Genomic DNA, 15970 nt, shown 5'->3' on the forward strand with positions numbered 1-15970 from the left:
CCCAGTAGTTCTCCTCCTGTCATCCAAGTAGCTATCCAGCCTTTTTTACCAACAAAAACTTAGCATAAACTTTCGTGCTCAAAAAATTTCTGGATTCCAGCATCAAGTGCTGGAGTGGAATGTTATCCAAGTAGCTGACACTGGAATCCAGCTTTCATTAGAAACGTTGATTACTTTTATGCTAATAATTTTACTACTCTGCCGAACGGATACAATTGAATATAGTATAGTCTTCTGTTCTGACGAGAATAGTTTTATTCCATCCATCAAAAAATGCTAAATTGAGGTATGTATCACCCTTATAGGGCTTGTGAATTTCAGTTATAATAAATTCTGAGATTAGGTTATGCTCTAAAAAAAGGTGTGCTATTTGTGCCCCACCAATCACAAAGACTTGAGAACTACTTTGAATTGACAGAAATTCTTGCATGGAAGAGACAACAGTACATTTTGGGCCTCTATTAAAACACTTGTTACGGGAGAAAACAATAGGTGTACGATTCTTTAGTATGCTCTGAGGCACGGTTTCAAATGTCTTTCTTCCCATCACAATAACTTGCTTGTCGGTTACTTGACAAAAATGTTTGAATTCACTTGGATAACGCCAGGGCAAATCATTATTTATTCCAATTACCCCATTAGGGTCAACAGCCATAATTCCAATAATCTTCATCCCTCTAAGACAGCTTGGGCTACAAAAAATCGCATATGATCACGCACATTATGCACTCTAAGGAAATCAACCTTATTTTGTAGTATAGCTGAGATAGCAACCGTTTCTAAATCTCTATTAGAGGCAGGTTCTATGGAAAAAGAAGAAATAAATGATTTTCTGGAATGGCCAACTAAAACCTTGCAGCCAAAATTTTGTAAAGTTTCTATACTGCGTAAAATCTGAATATTCTGATACATAGATTTGCCAAAACCAATACCAGGATCAATAATTATTGTTTTCATCAAAACCAAGGTCAAGTAACCTATTAATGCTCTCCTCTGCCCAATTATTTATGATATCAATTGGGTCAATATCATGTGGAATAATATTGTCCTTATGTGGTGGTATCGAAAGTGAATGCATAATAACGACACTACACCCACTGCTAGCAACTTCTTTTAAGGTATTACTACTCAGATCTCCCTTCTGATCATTTACCCAGGCAATATTGTAGTGCTTCAAAACGTTTAAAATAACATTCGGCCAAAAACTATCAATGCTGACCTTAATATCACCAGTTTTCATATAGTCGCTAAGATTATCAAGTACTGGCTTTAGACGTTCATACTCTTCCTCTGGCGTCTTTATTGAAGCTCCAGGCCTTGTTGATTGAGCTCCAAGATCAACTATGCTTGCACCATCTGACACCAGCTGCAATGCCTGCTTGGTTGCTCGATTCGCATCATAATAAAGACCACCATCTGAAAATGAATCAGGGGTAATATTGACGATACCCATAAGCTTTGGTGAAAGCGTAAAACTCTTTGAAAAACAGTCTTGAACATTGAAAGCAAAGGTTTTGTTAACCATTGCCATCAAGTGGAGCAAAAATGGCCTATTTACCAATTCTGGGTGAGGAATTTTAAGGTCAGGTGTATCAAGCGTTAGATCATCCCATAACAAAATATCTAAATCAATAACACGAGGTGCCCATTTTTCATGAGCCTGTGAACGACCAATTTCACATTCGATTTGTTTTAAGCCTTTTAGTAGCTCCTTAGGAGAAGAAGAACAACTTCCATAGACAATCATGTTGAGAAATGGCTTGTTCCAATCAGGTGGAGCACCATTTGGTAAAATAGCCGTAGTTTCTAGAATGATTGAAGACTTTAAGTCTTTTAAATAGCGCTTCTTTAGTAACTCAGTAGCCTTTTGTAAATGGGAAAGGCGATTCCCTACATTTGAACCAATAGAAATATAGATCATTCTTGCAATTCATTACAGTAAGTAAAAAAAACGCCCCCATGCACACCAGGAACTGGTGGTGCAGTTTTGTGAGTAGTCACTTTGACAGAAGAAATAATATGCTTCTTTCGCAGCAAAATGTTATTAATGGCTCTGTATATCTCATGAGTTAAATGCTCGATTAAATTAAATTGCTTGCCCTGAACAAGAGATTGAATATTTTGCACTACTTCCAAATAGCAGATAGTATCTTTAAGTTGATCAGTTGTAAGCCCTGAAGGAGGAGATTTAAAAGTGAAATCAACATCAATACTCACCAATTGGGAAGAAAACTTCTCTTCTGCACTACATCCCAAATGAACCCAAAGCCGTAAATCAGATATAAGAAGATTACATGCTACCACTGAATTTAGTATCTACTTATAATTAATGACAAACATCAACATTCATCATGCCATCAAGAAAACCCCATAAGAGTTTTGCTCCTTTTTTAGCGCCTTGCATGACTTTCTCTTGCTCTTCTTCGCTTAAATCTGCAATAAGGTTTGCACATTCTTCAGAATGCCACTCATCAGCCTCCATATGAACGGTAAAAAATTTGAGAGGACGTTCGTCGTTTATTGAATAGTGTTTTTTCAGACCCTCAATTTTAGATTTAGAAACCTCTGGAGTTTGACGTTCATAAGCGTACAGAGCTCCAAGACCTGCTGCAAAATCTGATTTTACAATGTCAAAATAACCATCAACTAATTCTCGTGTCTCCTTAACCTGTGCATCCTCAAGAAGATCAGACCTTGCCACTCCCAGTCCTTCAGCAAAACGCTGCCATAATTCTGGGTGATTCCCATCACCTTGCTCTTCCTCTATTAAATTACCAAGTAAAACTTGCCGCATTTTCAAATTCGGACACAAGGAATGTATACCGCTGATATAACGGGGAAAAGCAGCAACATGGTGATAATATTCCTTAGCATAGGTTTGCAGAGCCTGCAGGCTTAAGCTACCTTCATTCCATGACTCGTAAAACGGGTGTTTTAATAAGTGCAAACTATCTAATTGATTATTAAGTGATTGAATAAATGTCATAAATAAACACTAAATTGTCTTAGGCTACGTTTAGGTTTATCAAATGTCAAGAGACATTTCTCATTACCTTTCTCCGATTACAGAGTTGTGCTCATCAAGTGAACATAATTCCTAAGCTAATTTCACTCTTTTTAGAATTCACAGATGATTATTTCAAAAAGAAGGGCTCGCTCAATCAAGAGATAAAAACAGAAGTGATATTTGAAAAGAATAGTGAAAAAGAAATAGAGGAAAAGAAACAGTATTTTACCAATTTAAAGAATTATTCAATAAGTCAAAGTATATCTAAAAAGCTAACATCTTTGCAAATATTGAAATAAGTGCTTCCTTCCTTTTCATCCCAGCTTTCGTAATGTCATTCGAGTAGCTAACACTGGTATCCAGTTTTTTATTGAAGCTCATAAAATTAGCTGCTCAGTTTGCTTATAAATTTTTCTGGATTCCAGTGTCAAGCACTGGAATGACATCACTCTCGTTCATCTAAGTAGCTCCTTCGGTGTCACCCTAGTAGCTGACACTGGGATCTAGATTTTTTAGACTTGATCCTATAGTCAAGTCCACAACTACAAACGTTGTAATATAAGAGTAATATTCACCAAAAAGAATGTCATCCCAGTGCTCAGACACTGGGATCCAGTTTTTCATTCAAGCTCATAAGATTAGCTGCTCAGTTTGCTTATAAACTTTTCTGGATTCCAGTGTTAGCTACTCGAATGACACTATCTGCTATTTTCCTTCCCTGAACAAATACAAAAACTTAATTTCAAGTATAGAAATAATCGCATAAAAAAAAGAAGATATTGGTTCACCAATATCTTCTATTGTGATTAAAAATACATTGGATCTTGATTGTGTATTCCATCTGCTATAATCAATAATTTTTCGCTTTCATCATAGAGATTGTTTTCACTAGCTAATAATTTCTCACTAATTTGTGGATAAAGTTTAGAAACGTACTTCTCAAGGCATTTGTTTAGGCAGTCAGGATCTGTCCATTTTTTTGTGTGGATATAGCATTTCTGCTTACATTGATTCTGTCTAAATTTAATCCCTATATCTTTGTTTGATGCTTGTTGTTCCATAATACTCTTCAATTTAAATGCTATTAATATTAGCATACAAATATGAACATTATGCTAATATAATTACTTTTTAGGTATACATGGCAAATTTATGCCTGGAAACAGTTTTTCCTACACTTTCTTTATAAAAATCACAGGCGCCTGTTATTAGCTAAAGTAAAGGTCAAGTATCTGGAATTCTGGACATAAAATCCTCCTGTATAAAAAGATTAGAAAAAAATGCAGCGCACATATGACAGACCGCTGAAAAAGATACGCTACGTTTTTTATTGAAAAGTTAATTGAAAGTCTGCAGACAAAGATAAATTTTTGAGCTCTTAAAATATCTCTAATCGCAATTATAATTAGATTGAAAATACGCGGAAGTAATTTTTTTTGACAATAGATTTCTTTCATAATCAGACAGCTGGGATCCAATAAGAAAATCTGATCACACGCTGGAATGACACCCATTTAGTTTTCTTACCTGTCTACCTTATCTTGCTACTTTGCTGAACGGATACATTTTATTAATAGTGGTGGGATTGGTAGGACTCGAACCTACGACCAATTCGTTATGAGCGAACTGCTCTAACCGACTGAGCTACAATCCCTTTTATTAACACTTATAATACACGCAAAAGGAAATTTGTCTACTCGCTTATTTCACTATCAATCCAACTGTGTAAATCATTTATTGCGCCAATTTTACGTGCAATTTCCTTACCATCTTGAAATATGATTAGGGTAGGTATAGATTGAACTCCATACTTACTTGGCACTTCAGTTTCCCCATCTATGTCAAACTTGCAGATCTTGATCTTGCCTTTTCTATCCTTGGCTAATTGCTCGATACGTGGCATCAGACTTTTGCATGGTCCACACCATTCTGCCCAAAAATCTACCAGCACAAATCCTTTGTGGTTAGCAACTTCAGATTCAAAATTTTGATCACTTACCGCTTTAATATCATCACTCATAAAATACCTAAATTTTTATAAATATAGCGTATCAATTAACAGCTGATCAACTAAATTTTTCTGGATTCAAGTGAGGTGATTACATCTGATGGTTAAAGATATCTATATTTCCCCAACCCATTAAGTCTAGCTCAATACGAGTAGGAAGAAATTCAAAGCACTTTTCGGCCAACTCTTTTCTGTTTTCACGTTCTAGCATTAAATCTAGCTTTTCCTTTATTCTATGAAGATATAAAACATCAGATGCAGCATAACTTTTTTGCTTGTCTGTTAAATTTTCATTTCCCCAATCAGAAGATTGCTGCTGCTTGTTTAGTTTGGTATCAAGCAGTTCTAAGCACAATTCTTTTAAGCTATGACTATCTGTATAAGTGCGAACTAAACGTGAGGCTATTTTCGTGCAATAGCACGGCAGTGCCCAAGTTTTTAAGTAATAATGTATTATGCTTACATCAAACCGCGCAAAGTGAAATATTTTTGTTATATTTTTATCCTCTAATATTTTTCTTAAATTTGGAGCTGTATAATCGTTTTTGAATTGAATCAAATGAGCGTTACCATCATCAAAAGAGAGTTGTACAAGGCATAATCTATCTCTACTATGCAGTAGCCCCATTGCCTCTGTATCAACAGCTATAGATTTTATATCATTCGGTATTACACTGGCTGGCAGGTCGTCTTTATATACAAATATTCTCATAAATTCAATATGTTTTATGACACATATAATAATCAAAAATGAGTTTTAAGTATACAAAAAGATCATAGAAAACGTGCTCTCATGATTTTCATGTATGTAGGGTTTACAAATTATGATATGCACCTATAATAAGAATAAGTAAATTTTCATTGCGGGAGTGGCTCAGTTGGTAGAGCGCAACCTTGCCAAGGTTGAGGTCGAGGGTTCGAACCCCTTCTCCCGCTCTCTTTTCAACGTAAAAAATTATTTTGCTTATCTAATTAATCTAGCTATACTAAAAGTAGCTAAAAGCTTTTTAGAAATTTATTATTTAAGTGGGTTATATGAATACAACTAGCATAGGAATAACAATAGGAATATTAACAGGTTTTATAGCTTTATCACCTCTGGTAATGTGTGGAATTGCTGCTGCTATTTTTACTTCTGAATTCCTATATGCATATCATAAAGGATATCTTAAATCTAACGCATATCTTCCTAACCTTGAAGCTGATCTTCTTGCTTTAGGTGCTGGCTTTGCAGTTGGAATTGTTTCGGCTGCAGTTGCAATCGCTATTTTCCCTAGTGAATTCCTTGCTGGAGCTTTAATAGTTGGAGCTCTAGTACCCTTGTCGCTAATTGCAATTGATGCAGTTGAACACTTTTCTTCAAAAAGGCAGGAAATTTAAGCAAGATTCTTGCTTTTTCTTCTGCTTATAAGTAAGTTGGTATCTATAAAAGTAGCTTGCAAGAGTTAATAAAGTGCGGGCTTGCCAAGGTTGCAGTCGAACCCCTTCTCCCGCTCTTTAATTTTAACATAAAAAATTTCCTTCCCCTATTCAACTAGTTCAGCTATACTCAAAGTAGCTAAAAGTTTTTTAGAAATTTATTATTTAGGAGAGTTATATGGACAACGATACTAAAGGAATGTTATTTACCTTAGGTATAGCTACAACAATAGGAGCACTTACAGGCTTAGCGCTCAGTTTTACAACTCTATCACCATTGGTAATGGGTGGAATTGTTGCTTCTGTTCTGCCAGCCTTATTTACATGCATAATGATTTATAATAAAAATTTTTCCAAAAAAAGTTTTTTTATTGGTGCTTGTTTTTGTGCTGCAAGCTTTGCAATTGGAGTCGGTCTTGCCGCAGCTGCAACTGCTATTTCTCCAAGTATAATGCTTGGAATGGGATCGGCAGCTTTAGCAGGTGCGTTGATAGCACCCATATCATTAATCGCAGGGGTAATTGCAACAATTTGTATTATTGAACCAATAGCTGAGAAAGTGAATGAATATATCATATCACCTATAGTTGAAAAATGTTTTTCTTCAAAAGAAGAAGAGTGCGATCTACCTGCAAAATAATCAATTGACGTTAGCATTTAGTTTTCTTTATAATTTCCTTCGTGAAAGAAGAAAAATGCTTATTTGTAACGATAGCGGGTTTGCCAAATGCTGGAAAGTCAACACTAATTAACAGCATCGTAGGCAAGAAAATTGCAATTGTCACCCCTAAAGTGCAGACAACAAGGACACAGATAAGGGGTGTTGCAATATACAACAATGCGCAAATTGTTTTTACTGACTCTCCAGGAGTGTTTTCAGCAGAAACAAAGCTTGAAAAAGCTCTAGTTAAATCTGCATGGGGAGCAGTTAAGGATAGTGACATTACTTTGTTGCTTGTTGATGTAAACAATTACCTAAAAAATATAGAAAGAATAAAAACGATATTTGCACGACTGGATCGCACAAAAGGCAGATGCATTTTGGTTATCAATAAAACTGATTTAGTAAAGAAATCAGAGCTCAAGATGGCACATGAGCACCTAAATTTACTTTATAAGTTTGAAAAAATTTTTACGATCTCGGCACTGAAGAATGATGGACTTTCTGATCTGACTAGTTACTTGTCTGAAATTGCACCGATAGGCCCTTGGTTTTATGAAAAAGATCAAATAACTGATTCCTCAGCTGATTTTTTATCAGCGGAAATTACGAGAGAAAAGTTATTCTTGAACCTACGTGAAGAATTGCCATACTCTACAGCTGTTATAACTGAACAATTTGAGGAAAAAAAAGATAAGAGTTTAGTCATAAAACAGATCATATTTGTATTGAAAGATAATCATAAGAAAATAGTGCTAGGAAAAAACGGCAGTAGCATAAAAAAAATTAATATCGAGGCGCGTACAGAATTGGAAAAGTTATTTGAGTGTAAAGTTCATCTCTTTTTGTTCGTAAAAGTGCGACCTTGGACTGATCGCCCTGAGGAATATATAAGTAATGCTTAATTCTTTGTTGGTATTTGATATTGAAACTATACCAGATGTAAATTCCTGCAAGAATTTGCTGGATATTGATAACAATAGCAGTGTGGAAGAGAAAAGGGATGCATTAACAAAATATCATCTTGAAATAACAAACGGGCAAAACTCTTTTCTGCGTCAGCCCTTCCACCTTGTTGTAGTTATTAGTTTTTTACTTTGTAATATAACACGCCAGAGCGATTATGAAATGTTCACACTACAAGAAATAAGATCTGGAGGCACAGTAAACTCCAATGAAAAAGAGCTAGTAAAGGGATTTTTTAACTACATATCAGAGAAAAAGCCAAGACTAGTTTCGTTCAATGGACGCACTTTTGATATACCGGTACTGAAGTACCGTGCTATGGTTCATGGCATTCAAGCAGAATATTTTCACAAAGCTGGCGATAAGTGGAATAGTTACAATCAGAGGTACAGTAGTGATTGGCATTGTGATTTGCTTGAATCTCTCTCTGATTTTGGAGCTTCTGCAAGAATGAAGATGAACGAAGTTTGCGCAGCATTTAATCTTCCCGGTAAGATTGGAGTTGATGGTTCACAAGTTATGGACTTATATGATAGTGGCAAAATACAAGAGATTCGCGATTATTGTGAAACAGATGTGATTAACACTTATTTAATTTACTTGAGATTCATGCATTATCAAGGAAGAATTACTACAGAAAGCTATAATAAGAGCATAGAAGAACTGCTTTTGGAATGCGAAAAAAAAGAACACCTAAAGAAATTTAAAGAAGAATGGAAAATAACTTCTGGTGAAAATTTTTATATTGAATTTAAATAGAGCAATCTAATAACTGCTTCATATAGTAGTTATAAACTCCTTGTAGTAGAAAAGACATTTTGATATGCCATCTGCTTAACTTCTGCTTGTTCAAGCTTAGAAAAATTTTCTAAGTTTTTATCTTGGTATTCCTTTTTTACTTTCTCGAAAAAATTTTGCCTACCAAGAATATAATCACCTAAATTAGCAGCACAATATTGAGCATTACCTAGAACTGCACAGTTAATTCGACTTAATATTCTCGAAGGGTAGTAAAAGAGAGAAACATTATTGTTTGACCGGAAGTCATTCTCATCCATTATTTTAATGGCTTCATGATAACCATCCATTTGATGAACAAAATATCCTTCTGGTACTGATATTCTTAATTGTGCACCTACATGAGCATAACCACAAATACCAGGTGATACCGCTGGTACTGGGTCTTGTCTATGTTGAGTTACTCTAATGGTTTTTTCTTGAAGAACATCATTATAAAATTCACTAGCAGTAAGATCAAAAACTCGTGGATCACCAAAAGTTGCAACATGAACATCTTCAGCTCCTTCTGTTTTATTGAGGCATAAAGCAGCTATCTTAGCAATAGCTCCTCCCATACTGTGACCTGTGAGATTAATTTTAAAATCCTTGATTTCTGATCCCTGTTTTTCAGCATGAGATTTCAAAATGCCATACAGATTAGGCCATGAATCCATAAATGAATTATAGAAACCACAATGAATTCTTCCACCTTCAGGTAAAAATTCCGAAGTAGCAAAAAGTACATTTATATCAGTAATTCCATCATTAAAACTCTGGCTCAGACGAGTACCATGGTAAGCTATTGTTATTTCTTTGCCTTTTATAAAAACGTGACCAGCATCTTTTTCAAAGCTATTACCAAATGGAATAATTTCATAACCTTCGCTGATGAGTTCAGCTCTAGTTTTATACATTTTTTCAGTAGATGGAACAATTTCAAAATCTTCTACAATTTCAAATTCAGTTTTGTACGCTCTTTGAGCTAGGTTGTTACATCTTTTTTTACTTAATTTACCATCATCATCGCCATAGCTTATCTTGCAGAAATTACCCATTTCTAATAATTTCTCTCTATCAAATCCTGCAATTTTTACAATACTTTCATCTATTTTATAGTCAGAAGGTAAAGAACATGGCTCATTTGGATCAGCACGATTTATAAATTCATAATCTTCAATGATCTCAAATTCATCGTCATATTCTTTCATCTCGTATTTGCCATCATCTACTGAGATAGAGTCTGGCTGTTCAGTATTACCTGGCTCTGAGCCTGTAGCAGCACCTGTAGTGCTAAACCAATTGCGTAAAAAACTAAAATCCATAAGTACCCCAATCTGTCAAAAATAAAACAATAATCTACCAACTGTAATACAAATTAATATTATTGTCAACAATTTATATTAATAATTTAATCTTTTTATGCTTTTACTTTGAGTAAATTTTACTTCCATAGAATAAGTATAGAGTTATAATACACTAACAAGCAAACCTCTGTACTAAATTTTGGTTAATATACACGTTGAGCGTATTAAGAAAGTTGCTTTTAAAGTATTGCATTTTACTTTTATTTTCGCTATAAGGTTGCTTTAAGTTGGATTTTCAACACCTTTATACTATTTATGTTATGATTTTAAAATTTTTTGGGGGCACTTCATGAAAAAATCTATTTATACTAGAACTGCTCTAGCTTCTCTATTGACTTTATGTTCTTTCAGTGGCTTTGCTGCTGACTTTTCTGACGAGAGTATGAAGGAAGTAAAAAAGCAAGAGAGTAACGAGTCAATCAAAACTTCTGGAAAGATGGAAGTGATGAAGACGTCAAATAAGAAACTAAAAGAAAAAATGGACAGGATATGTAATGCTGATCCAAGAAAAAAAGCCGAGGAGCTTAAGAAAAAAGAAGAACTAAGATTAGCAGCTGAGCAGAAGAAAAAAGAGGAGTTAAAATTAGCAGCTGAACAAAAGAAGAAAAAAGAAGAGTTAAAATTAGTAGCAAAACAAAAGAAAAAAGATGAAATTAGGCTAGCAAAAGAGAAAAAAGCAAAGCTTATAGAGGATTCAAAGGCGAAAGCTCTAAGCGCTAAAAATTCTAATGTAGAAAAGTCAAAAATTAAGGGTTCTAAAACTAAGAATGCTAAAATTGAAGCTAAAGATATAAAAAAGGATGTAAAAGTTGTTAACAGCAATACAGAGGAAAAAGGTAAGGCAAGTCCTGTTGTTTCAGTTGGTGGGGTTGATATTATCAATACCAATCAAGGGGATGGTTTAAGAATAACTTTCGGTGGCGTTGTTGATTCTCAAGGCTATGGTAACCATGGGCTAAGTGGCTATAACCATTATAATGTTATGCCAGGTAAATCTACAGATTATTTTAACAATACTCCAGATAGTATAAAAGGAGCAAATCCAATATTTCCTAAAGGGATAGGGAATATTGGTGATTACAGTGAAAACATGGGCATGATTTCAGATGCAATATTGCACTTAAGAGCTGAAAATAAAAATGAGGATATTGGTCTTCGTTATGGTGCCGATGTACAATTCCATGTTCCAGTTACTGAAGGTAAAGGAGCATCACAAGGCGTGAATGCTGCAAGAGGTAGAAGTGCACATGTGTTTTTGAATTCAAAATATGGTGATCTGAAACTTGGCTATCAGTTTGGTCCTGAGTCTCTGATGAGACTTGATGCAACAAGAATTGCAACTGTTGATGGAGCTGCAGATAGTGATTGGTTCAGAAAAGTAAACTTAGAAGGAAGTGCTGCAAACTTCCCATTTTACGTAACACCACGTCTTTACACTGAAAGCTTCTCGAGCGAGAGCGAAAAACTCTCCTTCCGTATGGCAGGAAAATACAACAAAGACGTTATGACCACATTGCCGTTTAGAGCTGCTTACTACTCACCAAATTATATGGGTGCAAGATTTGGTCTTAGCTACTCACCTCGCTATGATAGTGGTTTATCCGTTGTAAAAGAAATAGATTCAGTTCTTTCTAAAAATGCTCAAAAGCAAGATGAGGTAAAGCATAAGGAAACGTTAAGACATGTTGGACCAGATTACGAGCATATAATAAGTGCTGGTGCATCATATGAATATGACTTTAGTAAACATAATGTAAAAGTTAAAACTTCCGTAGTTGGTGAATATGGGTTTTCAAAGCAACCGAGTAAAGATAAGCACCTTTATAATGAGTTCATAGAATACAATAATCTGGCAGGCATTAATTTGGGTGCAAGCGCTGATTATAAGATTGATGAAGATCAAAGTGTAAAATTCGCTGCTTCTTTTGCATGTTTAGGCAAATCTGGTCAACCTAAGAGTATCAAGGAACTCGACCTTGCTTCAAAAGAATATAAAGAGACTACTGATATTGCTAGAAAAAATGGCTTAAAGCAATTTAATGATAACAATACCATGTATTGGACTGCAGGTGCTGGTTATCAATATGATAATATCTATACAAGCTTGACATACTTTGGCAGTACAATGAATGATAAAGATATGCTTCATGATATTGCACTTGGTGTTCAGTATGATCTATCTTCTTGCAATAAGAGCAAATTTGTTCCTTATGCAGCCTTACATTATTTTATGACTGATGAAAAAAGTGCGCTGAAAGATCAAAAAGATGCTGAGGTACCTTCTAATACAGGAATTCTTCTACTCACTGGTGTGAAGTTTTCTTTCTAGTTATTTAACAATACACACCACAGCTTGAATGTGGTGTGTGTTTTCACTATGCACTTTCAAAATGTTGAAAAAATTTCCAATATATGATATAATAGCTAAAACTAGGAAGTAATAATCTAATGAGTATAACAGTAAATCTTGATGGGGAGTTCGAGAAAATAGTGCAGTCTCATTCCATATTGCAAAATCGTTCTGTACCGCAACAAATCGAGCATTGGGCTAAGATTGGTCAGATTGTTGAAGATAACCCTGAGCTCAGCTATAACATCATCAAAGAAATCCTTTCAGGCATTGAGGATATCAAGTCAGGTAATGTTGAGGAGTATAAGTCCACAAAATTTTGAAGATTCTTCTCACCAACACTTTTAAGCGGTCAATGAAGAAGCTGCACAATAATCAACTACCCAAACTTGAAGAAGCCATCAAACAAATTCAAGGTAACCCATATATTGGAGAGCTAAAGTAAGGCGATCTTGCAGGTGTTCGCGTGTATAAATTCTCTATTTTTAATCAACTGACATTATTAGCCTATATTCACAACGAACAAAATAACATATTAACACTTCTTGCATTTGCTCCACACGAAAATTTTTATAGAGATTTGAAAAAACAAGTGTAGCTAAATGCAGGTATGCCATTATTTATAAGAGGCAACTATGCAAACCAAATTAAAAAACCATTTAGCTGGAGAATTACTTACCATCGCTACTTGCTGGAAATTAACACTTGTAGGTGGGAAAGTAATGGGATTTACCGACTATGACGAAGATTTAAATGTCAATAATATACTCTATAAATCTTCAAGTGGGTTTACAGCTAGTAGCATAATATTAAATAGCGATTTGAGAACTGATAATCTAGAAATTGAAGGAATATTAAATAGTGCCGATATTAAAGAAAAAGATGTTTTATCAGGAAGGTATGACTTTGCAAATATTGAAATATTTCTTGTGAATTATAAAGATTTGAGTCAGGGAATTATGAATTTGCATGCAGGAACTTTTGGTAAAGTAACATTAAATAGTGGGAGGTTTATCGCTGAAATTAGAGGTATTACGACAAAGCTTGAGAGAAGCATAACAGAGCTATATTCTCCTGTATGCAGGGCACAATTTTGCGATGATAGATGTAAAGCTGATGCTAAAAAGTTTAGTAGAATGAGCACAATTACTAAAGTGATAGATGAAAGAAGATTTGAAGACACTAATTTAATCGAAAGTGATGGATATTATAAGCACGGAGTGGTAAAATTCTTTAGTTCAGCAACATTTGAAGTTGTAGTTAAAGAGTACAAAAATAAAGTAGTTACATTATTTGCTTCTCCTCCATATCAAATTTCTGCTGGGGATAAATATTCAATAATTGCAGGTTGTGATAAAGCGTTTTTAACGTGCAAAAACAAGTTTAACAATACTGTGAATTTCCGTGGCGAACCATATATACCAGTTGTTTAGCAGCATAATTTTTAATATTATGAATAAGTATGGAAAGGTGGCTGAGCGGTCTAAAGCACACGCTTGGAAAGCGTGCACATATGAAAATATGTCGGGGGTTCGAATCCCCCCTTTTCCGCACATTATTTCTAGTATAACATAGGATTTTCCGTTTTGTTCTTGAACGTAATAACCATATAGCATTAGCACTTCAGCTCCGCAATTTTTCAGAGTCATCTACGTCAATAAAAGAATAGAGTTATCAAGTTGCAGAGCCTTCTTGATTTTTGATGACGAAGAGTAGTTGTTATCATAGAAATACAATCCAGTAGCCAGCATACCTTCCCTATTCCTAACAATATCTTGCAATACTATACTTAGTCTGTGTCATTTCTCACGAGCATCAGCAAAAGCCAATGCCCCTACATACCCGACCTACCATAATCTGTCAATATAATTCTTTATTGAAAATTTCGGAAGACAAAAAAGCCTCACACTTTTTTATTAAATAGACATGTAATCTTATTCATCCAAAGATGATTCCATTATTGTCTTTTGTGGATCAAATGGTTCTAGAACTTAGATCATATATATTATTACATCTTGCCTTGCATATAGATCGCCCGGCAGGATTATACCAATCATGTATCTCTTCACATTTTCTGTGGCAAAGATTATGGTCACGTGCTTTTTGCTCGTCTACCCAAGAAAATAATTTTTGTGTAGATTCTTGCATCTTACTTTCACTCGTAAAAGGATAAGTATGGTAGTTTTGTGTATTTTTTGACATAATATTCTTCTTAATTAAAAAACTAACATAATATTATTATATCAGTATTAATATAATGTTAATCTTAGTATAACTATTTCGCTTTCTTTATTGAAAATTTCATGGAAATGTTGTATAATTGTGCAATAGTAGAACTTGGTAAAACTTATGGCAAACGCTAATTTAGCTTTCAGTAAAGAAACTTTACAGCATCTTGCTGAATTATCTGAACTTACTAAGCAACCTGCTCAAGCATTAGCAGAAAAACTACTTAAAGAAGCAATCAAGCTTGAAATTGAAGACTTTTTAGTGTCTAAAATTTCTGATGAGCGTGATGTTGAAGGTGCAGAAACAGTCGATTTTGAAGATATTAAGTGGGATTAGAGCATTATAAAGTTAAGTCTCTCAAAAGTGTTGTTGAAAGAGATTTACCAAACCTTCAAAAAACAATAAGGCTAAGAATCCAAAAGGCTATAAAAGAACGTCTTACAGTTGACCCAATAAACCTCGGTGAACCATTACATCACAACCTAAAAGGACATAGAAGACTAAGAGTTGGTGAATACCGTATAATTTATAGAGTAAATCAATTAGAACAAATAGTGACTATCACAGAGATAGGACATAGATGTGATATTTATAAAAAATAAATATAAACATTAAATATACATTATACAGCCCTTCTTCCTGATCCATTCTTCACCTTAGGTGGCTTTGCTCAGCTCAAAAATAACTCATTTTTTGACTATACCCCTATAATTTTACTACTCTACAGACTATAAAATCGATGCTAATAACGGATTAGAGATAACCGTTTCAAAGAATCGCAGTGGCTCAACCGGAAAGGTTACAGTAAGTTAATACTGGAAGGATATTAGTATGGAGCCTCAGACTCGTAAATGTCTTTTCTGTGTTTTATTGAAACACTTCATACTTTGCAGCATTTACATGATACGATAATCGCCAGTTCTCAGTCTTCTGTATCCTTTGAGTTTGTAACAAAACGATTCACCAAAATCAATTGGATTAACTGTAAGTCGCTCTTTTACTATCTCTTCAACTCTTAACTTTATTGTTTTTGGAAAAGCTCTTCTTACCAACATTTTTCAGGAATTTAATCTTATCGCGCTTTAGTCCCACCTATAGTGGTAAGATTATCTACTTATTCTTATATGGGAATTTACCAACTATTAAGACATTAAGTGTAATAAAAATATATTCTAATAGTATGGAA

At 34.5% G+C, this 15970-nt stretch carries 19 protein-coding genes, 3 tRNA genes and 2 pseudogenes; 13 read left to right on the forward strand and 11 right to left on the reverse strand.

The window, feature by feature from the left end; translation table 11 throughout:
* Positions 1–193: 193 nt before the first annotated feature.
* The 4 genes and pseudogenes from LEM02_RS02340 to LEM02_RS02355 form a co-directional block, all read right to left on the reverse strand.
* The gene (locus LEM02_RS02340; RefSeq protein ID WP_052264777.1) at positions 194–673 is read right to left on the reverse strand and encodes a dihydrofolate reductase; all 480 of its coding nucleotides are present in this window, start codon (positions 671–673) and stop codon (positions 194–196) included.
* Positions 670–1921 (reverse strand): annotated as a pseudogene (folP, locus tag LEM02_RS02345) (dihydropteroate synthase). Before folP ends, LEM02_RS02340 begins: the two are co-directional and overlap by 4 nt.
* Positions 1918–2304, reverse strand: coding sequence for a dihydroneopterin aldolase (locus LEM02_RS02350; protein WP_226079567.1), 387 nt, complete (start codon positions 2302–2304; stop codon positions 1918–1920). Before LEM02_RS02350 ends, folP begins: the two are co-directional and overlap by 4 nt.
* Before the next feature lie 22 nt (positions 2305–2326).
* Positions 2327–2986, reverse strand: coding sequence for a CADD family putative folate metabolism protein (locus tag LEM02_RS02355; RefSeq protein ID WP_226079568.1), 660 nt, complete (start codon positions 2984–2986; stop codon positions 2327–2329).
* Positions 2987–3084: 98 nt separating this feature from the next.
* On the opposite strand from LEM02_RS02355, the gene LEM02_RS02360 reads away from it, so the two are divergent.
* Complete coding sequence (locus LEM02_RS02360; protein WP_226079569.1) at positions 3085–3306, forward strand: hypothetical protein; 222 nt, start codon at positions 3085–3087, stop codon at positions 3304–3306.
* Positions 3307–3813: 507 nt separating this feature from the next.
* Here LEM02_RS02360 and LEM02_RS02365 read toward each other — a convergent pair.
* From LEM02_RS02365 to LEM02_RS02380, 4 genes are all read right to left on the reverse strand, one after another.
* The gene (locus LEM02_RS02365) at positions 3814–4068 is read right to left on the reverse strand and encodes a hypothetical protein (RefSeq protein WP_226079570.1); all 255 of its coding nucleotides are present in this window, start codon (positions 4066–4068) and stop codon (positions 3814–3816) included.
* Between the two features lie 516 nt (positions 4069–4584).
* Positions 4585–4661: transfer RNA gene (locus tag LEM02_RS02370), tRNA-Ile, on the reverse strand.
* A 39-nt stretch (positions 4662–4700) separates the two neighbouring features.
* On the reverse strand, positions 4701–5027 hold the full coding sequence (gene trxA / locus LEM02_RS02375; protein ID WP_226079571.1) for a thioredoxin: 327 nt from the start codon (positions 5025–5027) through the stop codon (positions 4701–4703).
* Positions 5028–5106: 79 nt separating this feature from the next.
* Positions 5107–5727, reverse strand: a complete 621-nt coding sequence (locus tag LEM02_RS02380; RefSeq protein WP_226079572.1) for a ribonuclease D — start codon at positions 5725–5727, stop codon at positions 5107–5109.
* Between the two features lie 151 nt (positions 5728–5878).
* Here LEM02_RS02380 and LEM02_RS02385 point away from each other — a divergent pair.
* The 5 genes from LEM02_RS02385 (at position 5879) to LEM02_RS02405 (ending at position 8820) form a co-directional block, all read left to right on the forward strand.
* Positions 5879–5951 (forward strand) — tRNA-Gly (locus LEM02_RS02385).
* 99 nt (positions 5952–6050) lie between these two features.
* Positions 6051–6395, forward strand: coding sequence for a hypothetical protein (locus LEM02_RS02390; protein ID WP_226079573.1), 345 nt, complete (start codon positions 6051–6053; stop codon positions 6393–6395).
* A 217-nt stretch (positions 6396–6612) separates the two neighbouring features.
* Positions 6613–7074 carry a hypothetical protein gene (locus tag LEM02_RS02395; protein ID WP_226079574.1) on the forward strand — a complete coding sequence of 154 codons (462 nt, stop codon included), beginning with the start codon at positions 6613–6615 and terminating at the stop codon, positions 7072–7074.
* A 41-nt stretch (positions 7075–7115) separates the two neighbouring features.
* Complete coding sequence (gene era, locus LEM02_RS02400; RefSeq protein WP_226079575.1) at positions 7116–8000, forward strand: GTPase Era; 885 nt, start codon at positions 7116–7118, stop codon at positions 7998–8000.
* On the forward strand, positions 7993–8820 hold the full coding sequence (locus LEM02_RS02405) for a 3'-5' exonuclease (protein WP_226079576.1): 828 nt from the start codon (positions 7993–7995) through the stop codon (positions 8818–8820). The genes era and LEM02_RS02405 overlap by 8 nt, the downstream gene beginning before the upstream one ends.
* Before the next feature lie 29 nt (positions 8821–8849).
* On the opposite strand, the gene LEM02_RS02410 is transcribed toward LEM02_RS02405, so the two are convergent.
* A complete protein-coding gene (locus LEM02_RS02410; RefSeq protein ID WP_226079577.1) occupies positions 8850–10163 on the reverse strand; it encodes a lipase family protein in 1314 nt (437 codons plus the stop codon).
* A 331-nt stretch (positions 10164–10494) separates the two neighbouring features.
* Here LEM02_RS02410 and LEM02_RS02415 point away from each other — a divergent pair, with 331 nt between their 5' ends.
* From LEM02_RS02415 to LEM02_RS02435, 5 genes and pseudogenes are all read left to right on the forward strand, one after another.
* Entirely contained in the window at positions 10495–12534 is a 2040-nt protein-coding gene (locus LEM02_RS02415; RefSeq protein WP_226079578.1) for a WD0745 family porin, read from the forward strand.
* A gap of 119 nt (positions 12535–12653) precedes the next feature.
* On the forward strand, positions 12654–12878 hold the full coding sequence (locus LEM02_RS02420) for a ParD-like family protein (protein ID WP_226079579.1): 225 nt from the start codon (positions 12654–12656) through the stop codon (positions 12876–12878).
* Positions 12875–13153, forward strand: a pseudogene (locus LEM02_RS02425) (type II toxin-antitoxin system RelE/ParE family toxin). Before LEM02_RS02420 ends, LEM02_RS02425 begins: the two are co-directional and overlap by 4 nt.
* A 37-nt stretch (positions 13154–13190) precedes the next feature.
* Positions 13191–13988 carry a DUF2163 domain-containing protein gene (locus tag LEM02_RS02430; protein ID WP_226079580.1) on the forward strand — a complete coding sequence of 266 codons (798 nt, stop codon included), beginning with the start codon at positions 13191–13193 and terminating at the stop codon, positions 13986–13988.
* 31 nt (positions 13989–14019) lie between these two features.
* A tRNA-Ser gene (locus LEM02_RS02435) sits at positions 14020–14106 on the forward strand.
* A 423-nt stretch (positions 14107–14529) separates the two neighbouring features.
* Here LEM02_RS02435 and LEM02_RS02440 read toward each other — a convergent pair.
* On the reverse strand, positions 14530–14757 hold the full coding sequence (locus LEM02_RS02440) for a hypothetical protein (RefSeq protein ID WP_226079581.1): 228 nt from the start codon (positions 14755–14757) through the stop codon (positions 14530–14532).
* A gap of 147 nt (positions 14758–14904) precedes the next feature.
* Here LEM02_RS02440 and LEM02_RS02445 point away from each other — a divergent pair, with 147 nt between their 5' ends.
* Both LEM02_RS02445 and LEM02_RS02450 read left to right on the forward strand, forming a co-directional pair.
* On the forward strand, positions 14905–15120 hold the full coding sequence (locus LEM02_RS02445; RefSeq protein ID WP_226079582.1) for a hypothetical protein: 216 nt from the start codon (positions 14905–14907) through the stop codon (positions 15118–15120).
* Positions 15111–15386 carry a type II toxin-antitoxin system RelE family toxin gene (locus LEM02_RS02450; protein ID WP_064085396.1) on the forward strand — a complete coding sequence of 92 codons (276 nt, stop codon included), beginning with the start codon at positions 15111–15113 and terminating at the stop codon, positions 15384–15386. The genes LEM02_RS02445 and LEM02_RS02450 overlap by 10 nt, the downstream gene beginning before the upstream one ends.
* Before the next feature lie 294 nt (positions 15387–15680).
* Here the strand turns inward: LEM02_RS02450 and LEM02_RS02455 are convergent, their stop codons facing one another.
* Positions 15681–15839, reverse strand: coding sequence for a type II toxin-antitoxin system RelE family toxin (locus LEM02_RS02455; RefSeq protein WP_019236727.1), 159 nt, complete (start codon positions 15837–15839; stop codon positions 15681–15683).
* Positions 15840–15970: the final 131 nt, after the last annotated feature.

The sequence above is a fragment of the Wolbachia endosymbiont of Tribolium confusum genome (assembly GCF_020405475.1).
Taxonomy (GTDB): domain Bacteria; phylum Pseudomonadota; class Alphaproteobacteria; order Rickettsiales; family Anaplasmataceae; genus Wolbachia.

Excerpts from the sequence above, each read along its gene's own strand:
- LEM02_RS02340 (WP_052264777.1), bottom strand. The coding sequence starts at position 673 with ATGAAGATTATTGGAATTATGGCTGTTGACCCTAATGGGGTAATTGGA.
- LEM02_RS02355 (WP_226079568.1), bottom strand. The coding sequence starts at position 2,986 with ATGACATTTATTCAATCACTTAATAATCAATTAGATAGTTTGCACTTA.
- LEM02_RS02365 (WP_226079570.1), bottom strand. The coding sequence starts at position 4,068 with ATGGAACAACAAGCATCAAACAAAGATATAGGGATTAAATTTAGACAG.
- trxA (WP_226079571.1), bottom strand. The coding sequence starts at position 5,027 with ATGAGTGATGATATTAAAGCGGTAAGTGATCAAAATTTTGAATCTGAA.
- LEM02_RS02380 (WP_226079572.1), bottom strand. The coding sequence starts at position 5,727 with ATGAGAATATTTGTATATAAAGACGACCTGCCAGCCAGTGTAATACCG.
- LEM02_RS02390 (WP_226079573.1), top strand. The coding sequence starts at position 6,051 with ATGAATACAACTAGCATAGGAATAACAATAGGAATATTAACAGGTTTT.
- LEM02_RS02395 (WP_226079574.1), top strand. The coding sequence starts at position 6,613 with ATGGACAACGATACTAAAGGAATGTTATTTACCTTAGGTATAGCTACA.
- LEM02_RS02405 (WP_226079576.1), top strand. The coding sequence starts at position 7,993 with ATGCTTAATTCTTTGTTGGTATTTGATATTGAAACTATACCAGATGTA.
- LEM02_RS02410 (WP_226079577.1), bottom strand. The coding sequence starts at position 10,163 with ATGGATTTTAGTTTTTTACGCAATTGGTTTAGCACTACAGGTGCTGCT.
- LEM02_RS02415 (WP_226079578.1), top strand. The coding sequence starts at position 10,495 with ATGAAAAAATCTATTTATACTAGAACTGCTCTAGCTTCTCTATTGACT.
- LEM02_RS02420 (WP_226079579.1), top strand. The coding sequence starts at position 12,654 with ATGAGTATAACAGTAAATCTTGATGGGGAGTTCGAGAAAATAGTGCAG.
- LEM02_RS02430 (WP_226079580.1), top strand. The coding sequence starts at position 13,191 with ATGCAAACCAAATTAAAAAACCATTTAGCTGGAGAATTACTTACCATC.
- LEM02_RS02440 (WP_226079581.1), bottom strand. The coding sequence starts at position 14,757 with ATGTCAAAAAATACACAAAACTACCATACTTATCCTTTTACGAGTGAA.
- LEM02_RS02445 (WP_226079582.1), top strand. The coding sequence starts at position 14,905 with ATGGCAAACGCTAATTTAGCTTTCAGTAAAGAAACTTTACAGCATCTT.
- LEM02_RS02455 (WP_019236727.1), bottom strand. The coding sequence starts at position 15,839 with ATGTTGGTAAGAAGAGCTTTTCCAAAAACAATAAAGTTAAGAGTTGAA.